General features: G+C 59.5%; 16 protein-coding genes. 14 read left to right on the forward strand and 2 right to left on the reverse strand.

Going from position 1 to position 19,371, the window contains the following annotated elements:
* Positions 1-211: 211 nt before the first annotated feature.
* Positions 212-889 carry an LLM class flavin-dependent oxidoreductase gene (locus ACN1C3_RS22345; protein ID WP_419117925.1) on the reverse strand — a complete coding sequence of 226 codons (678 nt, stop codon included), beginning with the start codon at positions 887-889 and terminating at the stop codon, positions 212-214.
* Positions 890-1,195: 306 nt separating this feature from the next.
* Between ACN1C3_RS22345 and mrdA the strand changes: the two genes are divergently transcribed.
* A complete protein-coding gene (gene mrdA, locus ACN1C3_RS22350; protein ID WP_419117926.1) occupies positions 1,196-3,088 on the forward strand; it encodes a penicillin-binding protein 2 in 1,893 nt (630 codons plus the stop codon).
* 26 nt (positions 3,089-3,114) lie between these two features.
* Here the strand turns inward: mrdA and ACN1C3_RS22355 are convergent, their stop codons facing one another.
* Complete coding sequence (locus ACN1C3_RS22355) at positions 3,115-4,083, reverse strand: LysR family transcriptional regulator (RefSeq protein ID WP_419117927.1); 969 nt, start codon at positions 4,081-4,083, stop codon at positions 3,115-3,117.
* Between the two features lie 154 nt (positions 4,084-4,237).
* On the opposite strand from ACN1C3_RS22355, the gene ACN1C3_RS22360 reads away from it, so the two are divergent.
* From ACN1C3_RS22360 to ACN1C3_RS22420, 13 genes are all read left to right on the forward strand, one after another.
* Positions 4,238-5,539: an MFS transporter gene (locus ACN1C3_RS22360; protein WP_419117928.1), complete on the forward strand. Its 1,302-nt coding sequence runs from the start codon at positions 4,238-4,240 to the stop codon at positions 5,537-5,539.
* Positions 5,536-6,291 (forward strand): class II aldolase/adducin family protein, encoded by a 756-nt coding sequence (locus tag ACN1C3_RS22365; protein ID WP_419117929.1) that lies wholly within the window; start codon positions 5,536-5,538, stop codon positions 6,289-6,291. Before ACN1C3_RS22360 ends, ACN1C3_RS22365 begins: the two co-directional genes overlap by 4 nt.
* Complete coding sequence (locus tag ACN1C3_RS22370; protein ID WP_419117930.1) at positions 6,288-7,217, forward strand: 2-hydroxyacid dehydrogenase; 930 nt, start codon at positions 6,288-6,290, stop codon at positions 7,215-7,217. Before ACN1C3_RS22365 ends, ACN1C3_RS22370 begins: the two co-directional genes overlap by 4 nt.
* Positions 7,218-7,395: 178 nt before the next feature.
* Positions 7,396-8,769 (forward strand): MFS transporter, encoded by a 1,374-nt coding sequence (locus tag ACN1C3_RS22375; RefSeq protein WP_419117931.1) that lies wholly within the window; start codon positions 7,396-7,398, stop codon positions 8,767-8,769.
* A gap of 21 nt (positions 8,770-8,790) precedes the next feature.
* Positions 8,791-9,183, forward strand: a complete 393-nt coding sequence (locus ACN1C3_RS22380; RefSeq protein WP_419117932.1) for a RidA family protein — start codon at positions 8,791-8,793, stop codon at positions 9,181-9,183.
* Complete coding sequence (locus ACN1C3_RS22385) at positions 9,176-9,802, forward strand: RraA family protein (RefSeq protein ID WP_419117933.1); 627 nt, start codon at positions 9,176-9,178, stop codon at positions 9,800-9,802. The genes ACN1C3_RS22380 and ACN1C3_RS22385 overlap by 8 nt, the downstream gene beginning before the upstream one ends.
* A 48-nt stretch (positions 9,803-9,850) precedes the next feature.
* Complete coding sequence (locus ACN1C3_RS22390) at positions 9,851-11,161, forward strand: OprD family porin (RefSeq protein WP_419117934.1); 1,311 nt, start codon at positions 9,851-9,853, stop codon at positions 11,159-11,161.
* A gap of 58 nt (positions 11,162-11,219) precedes the next feature.
* Positions 11,220-12,446, forward strand: a complete 1,227-nt coding sequence (locus ACN1C3_RS22395) for a Zn-dependent hydrolase (protein ID WP_419117935.1) — start codon at positions 11,220-11,222, stop codon at positions 12,444-12,446.
* Positions 12,447-12,459: 13 nt separating this feature from the next.
* Positions 12,460-13,485, forward strand: coding sequence for a histone deacetylase family protein (locus ACN1C3_RS22400; protein ID WP_419117936.1), 1,026 nt, complete (start codon positions 12,460-12,462; stop codon positions 13,483-13,485).
* A gap of 160 nt (positions 13,486-13,645) precedes the next feature.
* Positions 13,646-15,550: a sigma-54-dependent Fis family transcriptional regulator gene (locus ACN1C3_RS22405; protein WP_419117937.1), complete on the forward strand. Its 1,905-nt coding sequence runs from the start codon at positions 13,646-13,648 to the stop codon at positions 15,548-15,550.
* A complete protein-coding gene (locus ACN1C3_RS22410) occupies positions 15,550-17,268 on the forward strand; it encodes an ABC transporter ATP-binding protein (protein WP_419117938.1) in 1,719 nt (572 codons plus the stop codon). The genes ACN1C3_RS22405 and ACN1C3_RS22410 overlap by 1 nt, the downstream gene beginning before the upstream one ends.
* Positions 17,258-17,935, forward strand: a complete 678-nt coding sequence (locus tag ACN1C3_RS22415) for a peptidase S8 and S53 subtilisin kexin sedolisin (RefSeq protein WP_419117939.1) — start codon at positions 17,258-17,260, stop codon at positions 17,933-17,935. Before ACN1C3_RS22410 ends, ACN1C3_RS22415 begins: the two co-directional genes overlap by 11 nt.
* Positions 17,932-19,227: an NAD(P)/FAD-dependent oxidoreductase gene (locus ACN1C3_RS22420; protein WP_419117940.1), complete on the forward strand. Its 1,296-nt coding sequence runs from the start codon at positions 17,932-17,934 to the stop codon at positions 19,225-19,227. Before ACN1C3_RS22415 ends, ACN1C3_RS22420 begins: the two co-directional genes overlap by 4 nt.
* Positions 19,228-19,371 lie beyond the last annotated feature (144 nt).

Raw genomic sequence — 19,371 nt, forward strand, 5'->3', positions numbered from 1 at the left:
CCCGAACTCAGCAGTGAAACGATGCATCGCCGATGGTAGTGTGGGGTTTCCCCATGTGAGAGTAGGTCATCGTCAAGATTAACTTCCGAAACCCCTATCTGCATCTGCAGGTAGGGGTTTTGTTTTGAGCGCAAGAAAAGTGGGCGGCGGCGGGCCAACTCAATACCTTACTGACCCGCGCCTTGTGTCCAACCCCAAGCGGCATACTCAGTTACGCATCGTGAAACTTTGGCAGAACGTGTTCAGCAATCTCTTCGATCACTTCGGCCACTGGTCTCTCGCTGCGTCGTAGATGTAGGCCAACGTGCTGTGCACCGGCTTCACGCAGAGCTTGAAGCTCATCAATCAACGCTTGGCGCCCGCAACGTCCACCAAAACGCACACGCTGCATTGGTGTATGTGGGTTGGTTGCAAGATCCAGGTGTACAAAGCTGATGTAGGGTTTATCGCCACCTACTTCCCGCCACAGCCCGACACGCCGACGATGTTCGTCCGGGGTGCCCGGGTAAGCGAGCCAGCCATCCATGCGTTCACCGATCCAGGCGGGCGACTGTTGTCCCAACCCTGCCACGAGTAACGGCACGGGTTCTTCGCGCTCTGGTAACAGGCGAGCGCCTTCAGGCAAATGGCCTTGGCCCTGGTTGTGCAGTAGCTCGACGGCGTCACGGAAGATTTTCCCGCGTTGACCGTAATCCACACCAAACAATGGATATTCCATGGGACGATCGCCGCTCGCGACACCCAGTAGCAGGCGGCCGTCACTCAGTTCGTCGACGCTATTGGCCGCCTTGAGCGTCAGCCAGGGCTGGCGCAGGGGCAATACCACTGCCGCGGTTCCGAGCATGATATTTCGGGTAATGCCGAGCAATCGTTGAAAACGAGGATGCATTAATGGCTCCTGTGCCTCGCTCAAGGCAAGACGGTTAGATGGATGACAGGGGTAAAGTATCCATTGGGTCAACCGGGAGAAAAATGCATGAATAGGAACAAGAATCTTGAAGGGAACGCACGAATTAGCGCTCGAGATAACACGCACCTTCCCCGCCAGCGGTCGCATTTGTCGCCGGTGAGGACCGTTCAGGAAAATCGTCCGAAAGTGACCGGGGACTTTTTGGTATGGTGCAGCTCATTTTCAAAAGGACTGATTTCACGCGCAGGAAGCGTTGCTTAAGCCATTCAAAGAGCCGCTGTAGAAATGCCCGAACCGATTACGATCAAAGATCACGAAAAAGAAACGCGCCTGGTCAATAAAAGGCTGATGGCTTGCGCGCTGTTTGTTGTCGCCATTTCCTGCACATTGGTCGCCCGCATGTATTTTCTGCAGGTGGTCGAATTTGACTATCACTCGACGATTTCTGAAAACAACCGGGTGCATGTACTGCCAATCACGCCCACCAGAGGCCTGATCTACGACCGCAATGGCGTAGTACTGGCGGATAACCGTCCCAGCTTCAATTTGACCATCACCCGTGAGCGTGCCGCCGACTTGAAGGGCGAGCTGGACTCGATTGTCAGTCTGCTGCACTTGCCGGCTGAAGATCGGGCCCTGTTCGACAAAGAGATGAAGCAGGCGCGGCATCCGTTTGTTCCCGTTACCCTCTTTTATGAGCTGACCGAAGAGCAGATCGCCGTGCTGGCGGTCAACGAGTTCCGTCTGCCTGGTATCGAGGTCGAGCCGCAGTTTGTTCGTCACTACCCGATGGGGGCGCACTTTGCCCATTCGATCGGCTATGTCGGGCGGATTAACGAGAAAGAATCCAAAGCCCTCGATTCGGTGGAGTACCGCGGTACCCAATCGATAGGCAAAACCGGCATCGAGCGTTTTTACGAATCCGAACTGCACGGGCATGTCGGCTATGAAGAAGTCGAAACCAATGCGCAGGGCCGCGTGCTGCGGGTGCTCAAGCACACCGACCCTATTCCGGGTAAAAGCATCGTGCTCAGTCTCGACGTCAAACTCCAGGAAGCGGCCGAGGACGCTCTGGGTGATCGACGCGGATCGGTAGTCGCCCTCGATCCGTCGACCGGCGAGGTGCTGGCTATGGTCAGCAAGCCGAGCTTCGATCCAAATCTGTTTGTCACCGGCATCAGCTTCAAGGAATACGCGGCACTCCACGATTCCATCGACCGGCCGCTGTTCAACCGCGTATTGCGCGGTTTGTACGCACCCGGTTCGACGATCAAGCCGGAAGTGGCAATCGCCGGGCTCGATACTGGCGTGGTAACGCCCCAGACCCGGGTTTTCGATCCAGGTTATTACCAGTTGCCGGACTTCGATCACAAATACCGTAACTGGAATCACAGCGGCGACGGCTGGGTTGATATGGACGCCGCGATCATGCGTTCCAATGACACCTACTTCTATGACTTGGCGCACAAGTTGGGTATCGACCGCCTGCACGATTACATGGCCATGTTCGGCCTCGGCGAGAAGGTCTCACTGGACATGTTCGAAGAGTCTGCTGGCCTGATGCCGTCTCAGGCGTGGAAGCGTGCCACTCGCCGCCAGCCGTGGTTCCCCGGCGAGACAGTGATCCTCGGTATCGGCCAGGGTTATATGCAGGTGACGCCGCTGCAACTGGCCCAAGCTACTGCGCTGATTGCCAACAAAGGCGTGTGGAACCGTCCACACCTGGCCAAAACGATCGACGGTGTAGCGCCAGTGGATGAACATCCGATGCCAAACATTCTGCTCAAGAATCCGCGTGACTGGGAGCAAGTCAACCACGGTATGCAGATGGTCATGCACGACCCGCGCGGTATTGCCCGAGCGGCCGCTATTGGCGCGCAGTACCGAATTGCCGGCAAGAGCGGCACGGCGCAAGTGGTCGCGATCAAACAAGGCGAGCGTTATAACCGTCTGAAAACCCTGGAGCGCAATCGTGATAACGCTTTGTTTGTCGGCTTCGCCCCCGCGGAGCATCCGAAGATTGTCATCTCGGTGATGATTGAAAACGGCGAGGCGGGCGGTCGTGTCGCAGGTCCCGTGGTGCGGCAGATCATGGACGCCTGGCTGCTGGATCAGGACGGTCACCTGAAGCCGCAATACGCCGCCCCGAGCAAAGCCCCGGGCGACCCACACGTCTGAGGCTAGCCACACAGGCCGCTAGTCCTTCACAGCACCTGCTCACGAATGCTGAGCATGTGCTGGAAGCTCTCCAGAAACACGCTCTCGGCCTGACTCATTCGCTGTTCGCGATTCCACAGAAGCTGGATATCGAAATCCACCACTCCGTCCTCAGGGGGAAGACGCCAGAGCAGACCCTGCTCGACATCTCGGCGCACCAGATGAATGGGCAAACAGCCGATGCCGAATCCTGCGCAGATCAGCCGGTGAATCTCTTCGAAACTGGTGGAAGATGCGACGATTTTGCCCGTAAATCCTTGCTGGTCGCGAAACAGCGTCAGAGGTGAAAGGTTGCCGCCCAGTTGATCGCTGGTGAAGCTGACGAAGTTCTCGGCGGCAAGCTGTTCCAGTGTCAGATTCTCCTGTCCAAACAGCCGATGACGTTGCCCACAAAAGTACGCATAACGCTCGCGAAACAGCACCCGTTGTTCCAGCCGTGGCTGTGCCAGCCGGCACAAGCCTACGCCCACGGTCGCGGTTTTTTGCAGCAGCGAACTGATGATGTTCGAGCTGCCCATCACTTCGACTTCCAGCTCGACGTTCGGGTGGGTGACATGGAAGTCCGCCAGAAACTCATCGTAGTGCGACGACTGGACACCGCTGACGGTGAGCAGGCGAATCTTGCCCACCAGGTCGTCATGCCGACTCTCCACCACCGTCCCTAACCGTGAAATATCTCCGTAAATATCTGCAGCGATGCGCAGCACTTCTTCCCCGGTTTCGGTCAGGTCGAAGCGTCTTCCGCTGCGTGCAATCAACACACATTCAAGCTGTTCTTCGAGACGTTTGAGCGCCTGACTCACTGCTGACTGGGTGATGTGCAAGCGCGCTGCGGCGCGGCTCATGCTGCCTTCCTGACCAATTACCAGGTAGGTGCGCAAGAGGTTCCAGTCGAGCCGATCATTGAGAAAACGTCGGCCGACCCATGGGTTGGAGGTGGAGGTGGGTGAGGGCATGATTTTCTCAAGTAGTAGCAGGGCTAATAGTAAAGATAAGAATTTGAAAATTGACTAATCCTAGCTCGAAGGCGATAAAGCTCACAAGCGCCACAGAGCGCAACCGTATTCAGCCTTCAGCACCTGCCCAAAAATAAATACACAGGGTCCTTGCATGCATACCACCCCTCAGCCGCGACGAGCGGCGGCGGCAGCCTTTATTGGCACCACCATCGAGTTCTACGATTTCTACATCTATGCGACGGCGGCCGCGTTGGTGCTTGGGCAGGTATTTTTCCCCAGCAGCGACCCGGTGACGAGCACGCTCGCCGCATTCGGCAGTTTTGCGGTTGGCTTCATTGCTCGTCCTATGGCTGGCATGGTGTTCGGCCATTTGGGTGACCGCTTGGGCCGCAAGAAAATGCTGTTGGTGACCATGGCACTGATGGGCCTGGCCACCGCGGGCATTGGCCTGTTGCCCAGCTACGCCAGTGCCGGGATCTGGGCGCCGATCGGCTTGATTGTGCTGCGACTGATCCAGGGTATTTCGGTCGGCGGCGAATGGGGTGGGGCGGTGCTGATGGCCAGCGAGCACGCACCGGCCAATCGCAAGACGTTCTACGCATCCTTCGCTCAGCTCGGCAGTCCGGCAGGTTTGCTGCTGGCATTGATTGCTTTCCGTCTGGTGACGTCTCTTGATCAGCAGGACTTTCTGGCCTGGGGCTGGCGTCTGCCATTTCTCGCCAGCGGCGTGCTGATGATGGTCGGTTTGATGATCCGTTCCGGGGTCCACGAGTCGCCGGAATTTGCCGCAGTACGAGATAACAAAAAGACTGCCAAATACCCGGTGATGGAAGTGATTCGCACCTGCTGGCGGCAGATATTGTTTGCCTCCGCGGCAGTGACCATCGGTTCGGCCGGGTTCTTCTTCACCAACACCTTCATGATTACCTACGTAACCCAATATCAAGGTATCGCTCGTTCGACGATTCTCGACTGCCTGTTTCTGGTGACTATCATCCAGCTATTGTCCCAACCACTTTCTGCGCTATTGGCTGAGCGCATTGGCGAAGGCCGCTTTCTCAAACTCGTCGCCTTGCTGTGCATGGTCACGCCGTACCCAATGTTCTTGTTGGTCGGCACGCAAAACATTTTCCTGATGATCATCGGTATCGCATTGGCGGTGGTGATCCTTTCGGCCTTGTACGCGGTCATCGCCGGTTACATGACCCAGGCTTTCCCGGTGCACCTGCGCTACTCAGGCATTTCTATCGCCTACCAATTGGCCTGCGCGCTGGCCGGCGGCACCACGCCGCTGATCGGCACGCTGCTGGCGAGCAAATTTTCCGGACAATGGTTGCCGCTGGCGGTGTTCTTCACGCTGCTGGCGACCCTGTCCTTGATCGGCGTTTGCGGCCTGACCCGGTTGCGGGCCAACCCGGTCGTCTCCCACGCTCCTAAAGAGGTGTATTCGTGAGCAAACCTGAACACATTAGTCCGGTTGAATGGCAGGCCCGTTGCGAGCTGGCGGCGCTGTACCGGATGGTCGCGCACTTTCGCATGACTGACCTGATCGATACCCATATCACCCTGCGCATCCCAGGGCCTGAACATCACTTCCTGATCAATCGCTACGGAGTGATTTTCGACCGGATGCGCGCCTCGGACCTGGTGCGTATCGACCATCAGGGGCGAATCGTCGACCCGGCCTATGCCGACCATCGAGTCAACGCGGCGGGTTTCGTCATCCATTCGGCGATTCACATGGCTCGCCCGGACTTGAACTGCGTGATCCATACCCACACCGCCGCCGGTATGGCGGTCGCGGCCCAGAAGCACGGGCTGTTGCCGATCAGCCAGCATGCACTGAAGTTTTACGGCAAGCTGGCCTACCACACCTATGAAGGCATCGCGTTGTCGCTGGACGAACGTGAGCGACTGATTGCCGATCTGGGGCCGCATCGGGCGATGATCCTGCGCAATCATGGGCTGTTGGTTGGAGGCGTCAGTGTGGCTCAGGCCTTCCAGGAAATTCATTTCCTGGAGCGTGCTTGCCAGGCGCAGGTCCAGGCACTGGCTGGTGGTTCGGCGCTGCATTACCCGTCCCCGGAAGTCTGCGCACACACGGCCGAGCAGTTCGATCGGGATGAGTCCGACAACATCATCGATCTGGCCTGGGAGGCCGCCCTGACCCTGATTGAATCCCAGCACGAGTCTTATTGCTCATGAACACGGTGGTCCTGCTGTCACGCGACAGCCTCTTGCTCAAGCAACTGCAAGCCGCATTTGCCCGTTCTGCTCCGCAGCTAAACGCAGTGCTGATGGATGATCCGGCAGCGGCGCAAGCGCAGGTGGCGGCGTGCTGGTTTCCGCTGCCCGGCAGTCTGGGAGCATTGAACAACCTTCAAGTCATCCACTCCGTGGCGGCGGGGGTCGATCATCTTGAGCACGACCCGTCGTGTCCTGATTTGCCGGTGTGTCGAGTAGTTGATCCCGGCCATCGCCAAGGGATGACCGAGTACGTGCGCTGGGCGGTGATTCACTATCACCGCGGCTTCGATCAAGTGCTGCAACAGCAGCGCGAGCAGGTCTGGCAACGTCCGCTGCAACGTTCGGCCGGGCAGTTCCGAGTGGGGGTCATGGGCCTTGGCTCGCTGGGTAGTGCCATCGCCAGTGATCTGGCCGCCGCCGGTTATTCGGTGCGTGGCTGGGCGCGTGGCAACAAGGACTTGCCGGGTGTGCAGACATTCGCCGGGGCTGAAGGTTTTGAAGCATTTCTCGGTGGTGTGGAATTGTTGATCAACTTGCTGCCATTGACCCCTGAAACCCGCGGCATTCTCGGCAGTGCCACTTTCGACCGACTCGCCCACGGCGCAGCGCTGGTCAACTGTGGTCGGGGCGCTCATCTGCGGATCGACGAGCTTGAACACGCACTGGCCAGTGGTCAGTTGCGTGGCGCATTGCTTGATGTATTCGAACGCGAACCGTTACCGCTGGAGCATAAGCTTTGGAGCCTCCCGGGCGTGACGATTACCCCGCATATGGCTTCGGCGGCGTCCCATGACTGTATTGCCGAGCAAGTGGCGGAAAACGTTCGACGTTTGAATGCCGGTGAGCCGTTGTTGAATACCGTGGATATGACATTGGGCTATTGAATAACATCGTAAGCTGAATAACTTTGTCGGCTGAGCGAAGTTGGATATATATAACTAATGCCTTGCGAACCGGTTCGCTATGACGAGCCGGTTATAAAAATAATCCTCGCCTTAAACGTTTTACTGCCAGTTAGAACAATTAAATAACGAGTTCTTGAAGAGCTCTCTGGAGACAGTGATGAGCGAAATATCGTCTGTGGAAAAGTGTCCCGCACCGCCCGAAGTTAAAATCAGTATGAAGAAAGTGGCGGTCGCCAGTGTGATTGGCACCACGGTGGAGTGGTATGACTTGTTTGTGTTCGCCACCGCTTCGGCATTGGTGTTCAACAAAGTGTTCTTTCCGGATTTTGTCCCGCTGATCGGCACCTTGCTGGCTTTTGGCACCTTTGCGTCGGCTTACCTGGCGCGGATTGTGGGTGCGGCATTGTTCGGGCATTTCGGCGACCGTCTTGGACGCAAGTCGATGCTGCTTATTTCGCTGCTGACCATGGGCGCGGCGACCTTCGCCATTGGCTTGTTACCCAATTACGCGGCCATTGGTATCTGGGCGCCCATTCTCTTGCTGCTGTTGCGGGTGATTCAAGGCCTGGCGCTAGGCGGGGAGTGGGGTGGCGCGGTGTTGATGGCGGTGGAACATGCGCCGGCCAACAAGCGCGGTCTGTACGGTTCTTGGGTGCAGATCGGGGTTCCCGCCGGGACCATGATCGCCAATCTGGCGTTCCTGGTGATTGCCGCCTGGTTGTCGCCTGAAGACTTGTTGGCCTGGGGGTGGAGGATTCCGTTTCTGGGTAGCGTGTTGTTGATCGCCGTGGGTCTGTATATCCGCCTGAACATCGCCGAAACGCCGGCCTTCAACAAGGTCAAGGAGGCTGAGGTTCAGGTCAAAATGCCGGTCGCCGAAGTCTTTCGCAAATACTGGAAGCAAGTGGTACTGGGCGGTATCGCCACCATGTCGACCGGTGCTTCCTTCAACATCATCGTTGCATTTGGTCTGACCTACGGCACGCAAAACCTCGGTTTCAGCCGCAGCGTGATGCTTGGTGTGGTGCTGCTGTCCTGTGCGTATTGCATCGTCATGCTGCCGGTGTTTGGGGCGTTGTCGGATCGCTACGGACGCAAGCCGATTATCGTTGCCGGGATCGTCGCTGAAGCCTTGGTGGCGTTCCCGATGTTCTGGTTGATGGACACCAAGGAACTGCCGTTGGTGATCGGCGGCTACCTGCTGTTGATGACCGCTTTCGCCGCCAACTACGGGCCGATTGCGACCTTCCTCGCCGAGCTGTTCGGCACTCGCGTTCGTTATTCGGGGTTGTCTATCAGCTACATGCTGTCTGGTCTGCTGGGCAGTGCGGCGACTCCAATTGTCACCACCGCATTGCTCGCGGCTACCGGCAAAGGCTCTTCCGTTGCCTGGTACATGATCGGTGCGGCGTTGATCTCGTTGGTGGCTTTGTTGCTGCTGACCGAAACCTTCAAAAAAGACATCAGCGAAGTCCCGGCTCTGGCCGGCGACCAACCCGCTGCCGCCCCCCTGAAATCGGCTGCGGCCTGATCCCTACGGAGTTCACACAGCATGCGCAGAATCCAGTCAGCACCCGGCTTCATCGGTCCGGTGGGGCCTTATTCACAAGCGGTGGTCAGCGGCCATCTGGTGTTTACCGCCGGGCAGATTCCGGCTCAGAGCGGGCTCGACGACCAGCCTGCAAGCTTTGCCGAACAGGTGCGCCAGACCTTGCGCAACCTGGAGGCGATCCTGATCGAAGCAGGGTCCGGCTTCAGTCATCTGGTCAAGGTCAACGCCTATCTGACCGACCCCGCGCAATTGGAGCCCTTCAACGAGGTGTACCGCGAGCTGCTCGGTCATGCGCCACCGGCGCGAACCACCGTGTGTGTCGCGCTATGGGGCGTGTCGTTGGAAATCGACTGTGTGGCCGAATTGATCAAAGGAGCCCCGGAACATGGATAAGGCGCAGCAGGCACATTTGATCGAGCAGCTCAACGTGGTGAGTTTCCCCACGCTCGGGCACTTTCTTGAAGACGGTTTTGCCGACTCTCAGCTGCGCGCCATGGTGCGGGGCGTCAAGTTGGTCGGTCGCGCTGTGACCCTGAGCCTGCGCGGCGCCGACGCCATCGCAGTGAACCAGGCACTGGCACTGTTGCAGCCCGGGGATGTGCTGGTCATCGATACCGGCGGCGACCTGCGGCATGCGCCGGTCGGTGCGGTCACCAGTTGTGCTGCGCGTTGCGCCGGCGCAGTCGGGATTGTTGTGGACGGCGTGGTGACTGATTTGCTGGAACTGCGCGAGGCCGGACTGCCGGTGTTTGCACGCGGCACCAGCCTGTTGACCACCAAGCTCCATGGCCGTGGCGACAGCCCGATCAATCAGCCGATTCATTGCGCGGGAGTCGTGGTGCGCCCCGGTGATCTGGTGCTGGCTGACGACAACGGCGTGCTGTTTCTCGACCTGCAAACAGCATCGGGAGTTATCGAGCAGGCGCTGGCGTCTGATCGTGCTGAACCGCAGTTAATGGAGCGGTTGTGCGCCGGTGAACCGTTGGCACACGTATTGAGCACTCATCAATAATAGAAAGTTGCCCGCCAAGACAATCGTTACTTTATGGAATTCTATTTGATGAATAAGAAACCCTTGGCACTGGCCATGATGGGAAGTGCACTTTTTAGTCCGCTGAGCATGGCGGACTTTGTTAAAGGCAGTCACGCGACACTGGGTGTTCGAAACTTTTATTACAATAACGATAATCGCGACGGGACCGCTGCCCCGTCGAAAACCGAAGAGTGGGCCCAGGGCTTCATGCTCAATTATCAGTCGGGCTTTACCGACGGTACGGTGGGTTTTGGGGTTGATGCTTTGGGACTGCTGGGCATTCGCCTCGACAGCGGTGACGGTCGCCATGTGGGCAGCTCAATGATCCCGGACGACGGTAAAGGTGCCGCTGAGCAATGGGCGCGTCTGGGCGCAACGGCGAAGATGCGCTTTGCCAAGACTGAAATGCGTTATGGCACATTGACGCCCAAGTTACCCATTCTGGTGGCCAACGATGGTCGGCTGTTGCCGCAGACCTTCGAAGGCGGGCAGATCGTCTCCAACGACTTTGAGCATCTGACCCTGACGGGCGGCCATATCGAACATGCGACCGGTCGCGGTTCCAGTGACCGCACCGGCTTGGCAGTAGCGGGCGGGACGCAGGAAAGCAATCAGTTCAATTTTGCCGGGGCCGATTACAAAATCACCGACGCGCTGCTTGCGCAGTATTACTACGCCAATCTTGAGGATTATTACCAACAGCACTTTGGCGGTCTGGTGCATGACTTGAAGCTGGGTGATTTTGGCTCGCTGAAAACTGACCTGCGCTACTTCAAGACTATGGCCGACGGTGCCAACGCATCCGCTGCCGGGCGCAGCGAAGGCTACCGGGCCAGCGGCTTCACTAAGGATGGCAACGGCAAAATCGACAACGATACCTGGAGCCTGGCCTTCACGTGGGGCATTGGCGCCCATGCGCTGATGGCGGGTTATCAACAAGTGTCCAAGGACAGCAATTTCGTCCAGCTCAATCAGGGCGGTATACCGGACAAAGGCGCGTCGGGGTCCAGCGTGTATCTGTTGACCGATCGTTATATCCAGAACTTCACTCGCGCGGGAGAGCGTACCGGTTTTGCTCAATACAGCTACGACTTTGCAGCCCTTGGCGTGCCGGGGCTCAAAGCCTCAGCCATGTACTTGTCGGGCACGGGGATTCAGACCGCATCAGGTCAGGATCAAAAGGAATGGGAGCGAGACTTCAGTCTCGATTACGTGATCCAGAGCGGCGCGCTCAAAGGCGTGGCCATGGGCTGGCGCAATGGCGCATCACGTAGCGAAGCCTCTCGCGATCAGGACCAGAATCGTCTGGTGGTGAGCTACAGCCTGCCGTTGTTCTGATGATCGCCTGGAAATGCCCTTGGCACTTGAGTACCCCTTATTTTTGGAGAAATGACTGATGTTGAAAATCAACGGCGAGCGCCTGTGGGCGAGTTTGATGGCCATGGCCGAAATCGGCGCAACGGCACGCGGCGGTAGCTGCCGCTTGGCCTTGAGCAAAGAAGACAAGGCCGGGCGCGAATTGTTTGCCCAATGGTGCCGTGAGGCCGGGATGACCTTGAGCGTGGACCCGATCGGTAACCTGTTCGCCCGCCGCGCCGGGACCGACCCCGATGCCGCACCGGTGATGATGGGCAGCCACCTCGATACCCAACCCGAAGGCGGGCGTTTTGACGGTGTGTACGGCGTACTCGCAGGCCTGGAAGTGGTGCGCCGCCTGAATGACCTCGACATCAAAACCCGCAAGCCGCTGGAAGTAGCGGTGTGGACCAACGAAGAAGGCGCGCGCTTCACCCCGGCGATGTTCGGTTCGGCGGTGTTCACCGGCATCATGGATTTGGACGCAGCGCTGGCAGTGTGTGACATCAATGGCATCAGTGTTGCCGAGGCGCTGCAACGCACCGGTTATGCCGGCGAACGGCCGTTGGGTGGTGCAGTAGATGCGTACTTCGAAGCCCATATCGAACAAGGTCCGATCCTTGAAGACAACGCCAAGAGCATCGGTGTAGTCAGTGGTGGCCAGGCGATTCGCTGGCTCGACGTGCGGGTCGATGGCATGGCCGCCCACGCCGGCACCACGCCGATGCCATTGCGCAAGGATGCCCTCTACGGCGCCGCGCAGATGATTCTGGCAGTGGAAGCATTGGCCAGGGATTTCGTCCCTGAAGGCCTGACCACGGTCGGCGAACTGAGTATTGCCAAGTCTTCGCGCAACACCATTCCAGGTCTGGTGAACTTCACCGTGGACTTGCGTCATCACCGCGACGAAGCCATAGAGGCCATGGAACAGCAGGTCCGTGCGCGCTTGCAAGCCATCGCCGAGGGCCGTGGTTTGACAGTGACTATCACCCCGCACTGGATCAGCCCGGCGACGCCGTTCGATACTGAGTGTGTGGCGGCGGTGCAGCGGGCGGTGGACGGTCTGGGCTACGCTCAGCAATCGATTGTCAGTGGCGCCGGGCATGATGCCATTCACTTGGCGCGGTTTTGCCCGACGGCCATGGTGTTCATTCCCTGTGTCGGCGGCTTGAGTCATAACGAAGCGGAAGATGTGCTGCCCGAAGATGTGCGTCAGGGCACTGATGTGTTGCTCAACGCGGTACTGGCTCGCGCGGGTCAGGCTTAATAAGGAGAAGGTGATGCGCAGTTTTTTCCATCCTGAACAATTGCTCCACCATCCACGCAGCTACTACTCACGCGGCCAGATGCGCACGCCGCAAGAGATGCCCGAGCGGGCTGAGCGACTGGTGCAGGCGGCGCACTCCCTTGGCTTCGAGGTCCGGCAACCGAAGGATGCTGGCATGCAACCTTTGCTGGCGGTGCATGGTGCGGCCTATCTGGAGTTCCTGCGCGAGGCCCATGAGCGCTGGAAGGAAATCCCGGAGGACTGGGGCGATGAGGTGATGTCGAACATCTTCGTCCGCGAACCCAACGCACTGCGCGGAATCCTCGCCCAGGCTGCACGCTACCTGGCCGATGGCAGTTGCCCGGTGGGTGAACTGACCTGGCGTTCGGCGTATTGGTCGGCGCAAAGTGCGATCGCTGGCGCCCAGGCATTGCTCGACGGCGAACCGGCAGCCTACGCGATCTGTCGGCCACCGGGGCACCATGCACGGGCCGAAGCGGCGGGTGGGTTTTGCTACCTGAACAACGCGGCGATTGCTGCCCAAGTGCTGCGCAGCGGTTTTGAACGGGTCGCGGTGCTGGATACCGACATGCATCACGGTCAGGGCATTCAGGAGATTTTCTACGACCGTGATGATGTGCTGTATGTCTCGGTTCACGGTGATCCGACCAACTTCTATCCGGGGGTTGCCGGTTTCGCCGACGAGTGCGGCGTGGGGGCGGGGGAAGGTTTCAACCTCAACCTGCCGATGGCTCACGGCGCCAGTGAGGTGGACTTTCTGGGTCAGCTTGAGTTGGCGTTGGCGGCGGTGAAGGACTTCGGTGCGGATGTACTGGTGCTGTCTCTGGGCTTCGACATTTATGAGCTGGACCCACAGAGCAAAGTGGCGGTGACCCGCGAAGGCTTCGCCAAACTGGGCGAGCGCATTCGTAGCCTTGGATTGCCATGTTTGATCGTGCAGGAGGGCGGGTATCACCTGGAGAGTCTTGCGGACAATGCGCGGGCGTTTTTTCAGGGGCCGCAGGTTTGGGATATCTGAGGTCGAGCGCGGTTTTTGTGGCGGGGGAGTAACAAGGCTCAAGGTTGTGGTGAATCGCCATACGGCACTTGCCATTGCCTTGACGTTAACGTAAAGATTGCATCAGGCGCTGAAGTATCCAGGCGCAGGTTTTACTGGGCGGACCGATCCGGAGCGCTTGATGACTCTTATAAAAACAATAAACAGTGAACTGCAACACGAAGCCCGGCTGGCCCGGGAGAAACTTCACCTTGAAGGCGAAGTCCCTGACGGGGTGTTGCGGGCCGAAATCGATGCATCGTGGCGGCGCAGCCTCGGCCATGGTGTGCACTTCAATGGCAAGCATGAACTGGCCCTGGAATCGAGCGCCAGTCTTGAGGTGTTGCTGGCCAGCAATCGGCTGTTGATCGATGCCGCGATGCCGGCGATCGACTACCTGGCTGCTCGCCAGGGCAAAGAAGGGCTGATCATACTGGCCAATTCCGACGCGACGATTCTGGCCGTCGAAGGCCGCGCCGACCGCCTCAAAGGCAGTGGGCTGCAAGACATCACCCTCGGCGCCTGTTGGAGCGAAGCCGCTCGCGGCACCAATGCCGTCGGCACGGCGCTGGTGGAAGCCCGGCCGACCCTGATCGATTGCGGCGAGCATTACCTCGATCGTTTGAGCGATTACTCCTGCACTTCGGTGCCGATTCATTGCCCTCAGGGCGACATCCTCGGCGTGCTCGATCTGACCCGCGAAGGTCCGCTCGGGCGAGTCCATGACAGCACCGCATTGCTGGCCATGGCGGTCAGCCAGATTGAAAGCCGGGTGTTCTACTCCAGCTATCCGGAACAAATTGTCCTGGCTTTCCACAGTCGTCGACAGTACCTCGAATCGCCATGGCAAGGCCTACTGGCGGTCAGTCTGGGTGGGCAGATTCTGGCGGTCAGCGCCCAGGCCTGTCAGTTGCTTCATGCCGAGCGCTCGGCCCTGGTGGGGCGTCGCTGCGAAGAGTTTCTGGGGGTGGATGGCTTGCAACTGCTGTCCCGTCTGCAACAGGGTGGTATCGGCAGTCTGCAAACCGCCAAAGGCGAATTTTTCTACAAAACCCTGCGTGCGCCACAGCGCTCGATCAACGTCTCCAGCACCGCGCGCAGTGTCAGCAAACCCGCAAAAAACCAACCGGATCTGGAGACGCTGGCCGGCAATAATGTCCGCTACTCGCGGGCCCTGCGTATGGCCCGCCAAGGCTTGGCCAATGAATTGCCAGTGTTGCTGTTGGGCGAAACCGGCACCGGTAAAGAAGTCATCGCGCGGGCGCTGCACATGGCCGGCAGCCGCTGCGACAAACCCTTTATTGCGGTGAACTGTGCGGCGATTCCGGAAGGCCTGATCGAGTCGGAACTGTTCGGTTATCGCGAAGGCGCGTTCACCGGTTCCCGTCGTGGCGGGATGATCGGCCGTTTGCAACAAGCCCATGGCGGCACACTGTTTCTCGATGAAATCGGCGACATGCCGTTGGCCTTGCAAGCCCGTTTGTTGCGGGTGTTGCAGGATCGCAAAGTCGCGCCGCTGGGCGCTGGCGAAGAGCAGGACATCGACGTGGCGCTGATCTGCGCCACCCACCGCGACCTCAAGCGTCTGGTGGAGGACAAACATTTTCGCGAGGACCTGTTCTATCGGGTCAACGGCATCAGCGTGATGTTGCCCGCGCTGCGTGAGCGTGAGGATTTCAGCACCTTGGTGAGCAGCCTGTTGGGCAAGTTGGGCGCTCCGGCGGTCAAGCTCCGCGAGGACTTGAACGCTTTGTTGGGCGGCTATCACTGGCCGGGCAACATCCGCCAATTGGAGATGGTGCTGCGTACTGCGTTGGCCATGCGCGAAGAAGGCGAGGTTGAGCTGAGTTTGGAACATCTGCCCGACAGCATGCTCGATGAGCTCAACACCAGCGACCGGCCGCAGACCGGCAGCATTCGCGAGAACGAAATGGAGCTGATCCGCCAATCCCTGGACAGCCATCAAGGCAACGTTTCGGCCGCTGCTGACGCACTGGGCATCAGTCGCGCGACGCTGTATCGCAAACTCAAACAGTTGCGCAACTGATGCAACGCTTGATCGTCAGGCTGATCGACAGCCGAGACCCACAAGCGCTGCAAGCCGCGCTGAAGTGGTTGTACAGCTTCGTCCGGCCCCATCGTCTGGCCATTGGCGGTCTGCTTGGATTGTCGGTCTGCGCCTCGTTGCTGGTGCTGGTGCAACCCTGGTTGACCAAGTTGCTGATCGACGACGGCCTGCTGGCGCGCAACTTTCCCACGCTGGTGCTGATTGCCGGATTGATGATCGTTGCCGGGTTGCTGGGCACGGCACTGTCGGGGATCAATCGATACCTGCACACGCGGTTGTCCGGGCGAATCTTGTTTGCCTTACGCGATGACCTGTATCGGCATTTGCAGACACTGTCGCCAAGCTTTTACGGGCAACGGCGGATCGGTGACCTGATGTCGCGCCTCGACGGTGACGTCGCGGAGATCCAGCGTTTTGCCGTCGACTCGCTGTTCTCGGCGGTATCGAGCGTCATCGGGTTGGTCTGCTCGGTGGCGATGTTGCTGACCTTGTCCTGGAAACTTTCGTTGTTGGCGTTGGTGCTGATCCCGCTGGATGTGCTCTGGCTGCGCTGGATGCGGCGCAAGGTCGAGCGCGATGTGCGGCAGTTGCGCGAGCGCTCGGCAGACATGTCGTCGTTCATGGTCGAGACGCTGCCGGTGATGAAATTCATCCAGAGCGCCGGCCAGCAGCAACGCGAGGCACGTCGACTGGAGACGTTGGGCCAGGGGTACATGAGTCAGTTGCTGCGCCTGCAAGTGACCGAGTTTTTCACCCAGTCGGTCCCCGGTACCTTGACCTCATTGTCCCGTGCCTGTGCCTTTTTGATTGGCGGCTATTGGGTGGTGCAGGGCACCTGGCAGCTCGGCGCATTGATCGCGTTTTCCACCTATCTGGGAATGGCGGTGGGGCCGGTGCAGAGCTTGCTCGGCTTGTACGTGGCCATCCAGCGCATGACCGTCAGCCTGGGCCGGGTCATGGAATTGCGCGGTGAAGAACCGAGCGTCATCACACCGGTCGATCCGCAGCCGATGCCGACGTCTGGCGAGCTGTGTTTCCAGTCAGTTCACTTCAGCCATCCTGGGCGCCCGATGACCTTGCGCGGCATCGATGCGCGTATCCCTTACGGTCTGAAAGTCGCCCTGAGCGGCGGCTCCGGCGTCGGCAAGACGACGCTGATCGATCTGCTGCAACGTCACCACGATCCGCAGTCTGGCCAAGTGTTGCTCGATGGCATCGACTTGCGCGATCTGGACCTGTTCGAGCTGCGGCGGCGGATCGCCGTGGTCAGTCAGGACATTGTGCTGTTTCGCGGTAGCCTGGCGGATAACCTGTCTTACAGCGTGCCCGATGCCAGCCGCGAAGCGATTGCCGAAGTGGCGCGTCTGGCGCAACTCGACAGCCTGATCGAATCCTTGCCCGAAGGTCTCGACAGCCCGTTGGGTGAGCGCGGTCAGCAACTGTCCGGTGGGCAGAAACAGCGGATCGCCATTGCCCGCGCGTTGTTGCAGGATCCACTGATCCTGGTGCTCGATGAAGCCACGTCGGCGGTCGACGAGGCCACGGAGCGTGAGGTGATCGAGGCCATCGACCGACTGTTTGCCGGGCGTACGCGGATCCTGATCAGCCATCGACCGTCGACTCTGGCGGACGCCGATCTGCGCTTTGAGTTGGTCGAGGGTGTGCTCACGTCATCGAAGGTGTTGCATGAAGCCTGAGCTACGGATCGGCGTTGTCGACAGCGGTCATTCGTTGGCGCAACGAACGCAGGTGGTCGCCGGGCGGCGTTTCTATTTGCAGGACGAAGGCCTGGCTGAGGAGCCATTGCGCGATGACCCTCTGGGTCATGGCAGTGCGGTGATCGACGCCATCAGTCTTCGAGCACCGGCGGCGTTGTTTTGTGTCGCACAGGTGTTCGATCAGCGCGCAGTGACCAGCGCTTTGCAGATCGCCGGGGCCATTGATTGGTTGGTCGAACAGAACGTACGGCTGATCAACTTGAGCCTGGGGTTGCGTCAGGACCGTAGCCTGTTGCGTGAGGCCTGCGCGGCGGCACTGGAGCGCGGGGTGCTGCTGTGCGCGTCCAGCCCGGCGCAGGGCGCGGCGGTGTTTCCGGCGAGTTACCCCGGAGTGCTGCGGGTCACCGGCGATGCGCGTTGTGGCGAGCACGAATGGTCGTGGCTCAACAGCGAGCAAGCAGACTTTGCAGCTTGTGTTCGTGGCACTCATCCGGGGCAATCCGGCGCGAGTCTGGGCTGTGGCGCATTGAGCGGGCATATCGCCCATTACCTGGCCGAACACCGCGACGCGAGCAATCCACAGATCATCGAATGGCTGCGCGAGAATGCCCGTTATCGCGGCCCTGAGCGGCGCATCTGGACATGAGCGCGATCCTGATTCTTGGGGCCGGGCCTGCAGGCGCGGCGGTGGCTCTGGGTTTACGGCGGCTTGGTTATGCGGTGACTCTGGTCAGTGACTGGCGACGCTTTCCCGCGTTGGAAGGCGTATCGGTGCGGGTTCTCGATGCCCTGCGCGGCGCAGGGCTTACCCATGCATTGGACGGTGCGACGCTGCCTTCTCAGCGTCAGGTGTCTTGGAATGCTCAGCAGCATGCGCAAAATATCGAGTTCTTGCTGGACCGTCCGCGCTTTGATCGAGGCCTGCGCGAGGACATGCGGCTGGCCGGTGTCGAGCTGATCGAAGGGCGGGTGCTGGCGGTGCATTCAGAGGCGTCGGGCCATCGAGTGGAAATCGAAGGGCGCGCGGCGATAGCGGCTGATTTTCTGGTGGAGTCGCGGGGGCGTCAGGCTCCAGCGTTGGGTAAGGGGCTGCGAGGGCCGGAAACCGTCAGCCTGCTCAACCGCTGGCAAGGTGCGTCGGGCACCACGGCGAGTGCGGTGGAAAGTCTTGAAGACGGCTGGGCCTGGATGGCGCGGCAGGCCGATGGCCAATGTTATTGGCAACTGACGGTGGACGTGGCCAGTGCCGAGTTGCCGGGCAAAGCGCAGTTGCTTGATTACTGTCGGGGAAGGCGTCAGGCATCGGCGTTGGCGATTGAATTTTTCGGCGAGGTGCCTGAAATCGATCTGCAATTGCATGCCCGCAGCAGTACGGCGATTCTTTGCCCACAGGTCTGTGGTGATAACTGGATCCGGGTGGGCGATGCGGCGATGGCGGTCGATCCGCTGTCGGGCAACGGCATCTTCCAGTCCTTGTCTTCGGCGTTGCAGGCGCCGACGGTGGTCAATACTTTACTTCGAGCGCCTGAGCGCGCGGCGCTGGCCCAGCAGTTTCATCAGCAGCGGGTCGAGCAGCTGTTTCTGCGTTTCGCCCGGATCGGTCGCGACTTTTATGCTGATGAACAGCGCTGGCAGGAGCAGCCGTTCTGGCGTGCTCGTCGGCAGTGGCCGGACGCAGAGTTGGCGCATAAAGAGCCGGACTTCGCCTCGCTACGGATACAGCGCGCACCGGTGTTGCGCGACGGTTTGGTGGATGAGGCCGAGGTGGTGATCACAGCGGATCAGCCGCTGGGGATCTGGCACGTGCAAGGTGTTGAACTGGCGCCGCTGTTGCGGCGTCTGCAAACCCTGCCAGCGGAACAGGCGCTGGTGGGTTTGACGGTGGAGCAGGGGAAAATGGTTCGAGGGTGGTTGTTGGGGCAGGGGTATCGGCCTTAGATTTGCGTTGAATGTTCTGGCCTCATCGCGAGCAAGTCGGATCGCCGCACCGTCGCTCCCACACTGGATCGTAGTCGAATACAAAATAAGTGTTCGCTGAAGATCTAATGTGGGAGCGACGGTGCGGCGATCCGACTTGCTCGC

Origin of the sequence: Pseudomonas sp. H11T01 (assembly GCF_048515765.1) — a bacterium.
Taxonomy (GTDB): domain Bacteria; phylum Pseudomonadota; class Gammaproteobacteria; order Pseudomonadales; family Pseudomonadaceae; genus Aquipseudomonas.

Bases quoted from the DNA above. Each gene is read 5' to 3' on its own strand.
- ACN1C3_RS22345 (WP_419117925.1), bottom strand. From the start codon at position 889: ATGCATCCTCGTTTTCAACGATTGCTCGGCATTACCCGAAATATCATG.
- mrdA (WP_419117926.1), top strand. From the start codon at position 1,196: ATGCCCGAACCGATTACGATCAAAGATCACGAAAAAGAAACGCGCCTG.
- ACN1C3_RS22355 (WP_419117927.1), bottom strand. From the start codon at position 4,083: ATGCCCTCACCCACCTCCACCTCCAACCCATGGGTCGGCCGACGTTTT.
- ACN1C3_RS22360 (WP_419117928.1), top strand. From the start codon at position 4,238: ATGCATACCACCCCTCAGCCGCGACGAGCGGCGGCGGCAGCCTTTATT.
- ACN1C3_RS22370 (WP_419117930.1), top strand. From the start codon at position 6,288: ATGAACACGGTGGTCCTGCTGTCACGCGACAGCCTCTTGCTCAAGCAA.
- ACN1C3_RS22375 (WP_419117931.1), top strand. From the start codon at position 7,396: ATGAGCGAAATATCGTCTGTGGAAAAGTGTCCCGCACCGCCCGAAGTT.
- ACN1C3_RS22380 (WP_419117932.1), top strand. From the start codon at position 8,791: ATGCGCAGAATCCAGTCAGCACCCGGCTTCATCGGTCCGGTGGGGCCT.
- ACN1C3_RS22385 (WP_419117933.1), top strand. From the start codon at position 9,176: ATGGATAAGGCGCAGCAGGCACATTTGATCGAGCAGCTCAACGTGGTG.
- ACN1C3_RS22390 (WP_419117934.1), top strand. From the start codon at position 9,851: ATGAATAAGAAACCCTTGGCACTGGCCATGATGGGAAGTGCACTTTTT.
- ACN1C3_RS22395 (WP_419117935.1), top strand. From the start codon at position 11,220: ATGTTGAAAATCAACGGCGAGCGCCTGTGGGCGAGTTTGATGGCCATG.
- ACN1C3_RS22400 (WP_419117936.1), top strand. From the start codon at position 12,460: ATGCGCAGTTTTTTCCATCCTGAACAATTGCTCCACCATCCACGCAGC.
- ACN1C3_RS22405 (WP_419117937.1), top strand. From the start codon at position 13,646: ATGACTCTTATAAAAACAATAAACAGTGAACTGCAACACGAAGCCCGG.
- ACN1C3_RS22410 (WP_419117938.1), top strand. From the start codon at position 15,550: ATGCAACGCTTGATCGTCAGGCTGATCGACAGCCGAGACCCACAAGCG.
- ACN1C3_RS22415 (WP_419117939.1), top strand. From the start codon at position 17,258: ATGAAGCCTGAGCTACGGATCGGCGTTGTCGACAGCGGTCATTCGTTG.
- ACN1C3_RS22420 (WP_419117940.1), top strand. From the start codon at position 17,932: ATGAGCGCGATCCTGATTCTTGGGGCCGGGCCTGCAGGCGCGGCGGTG.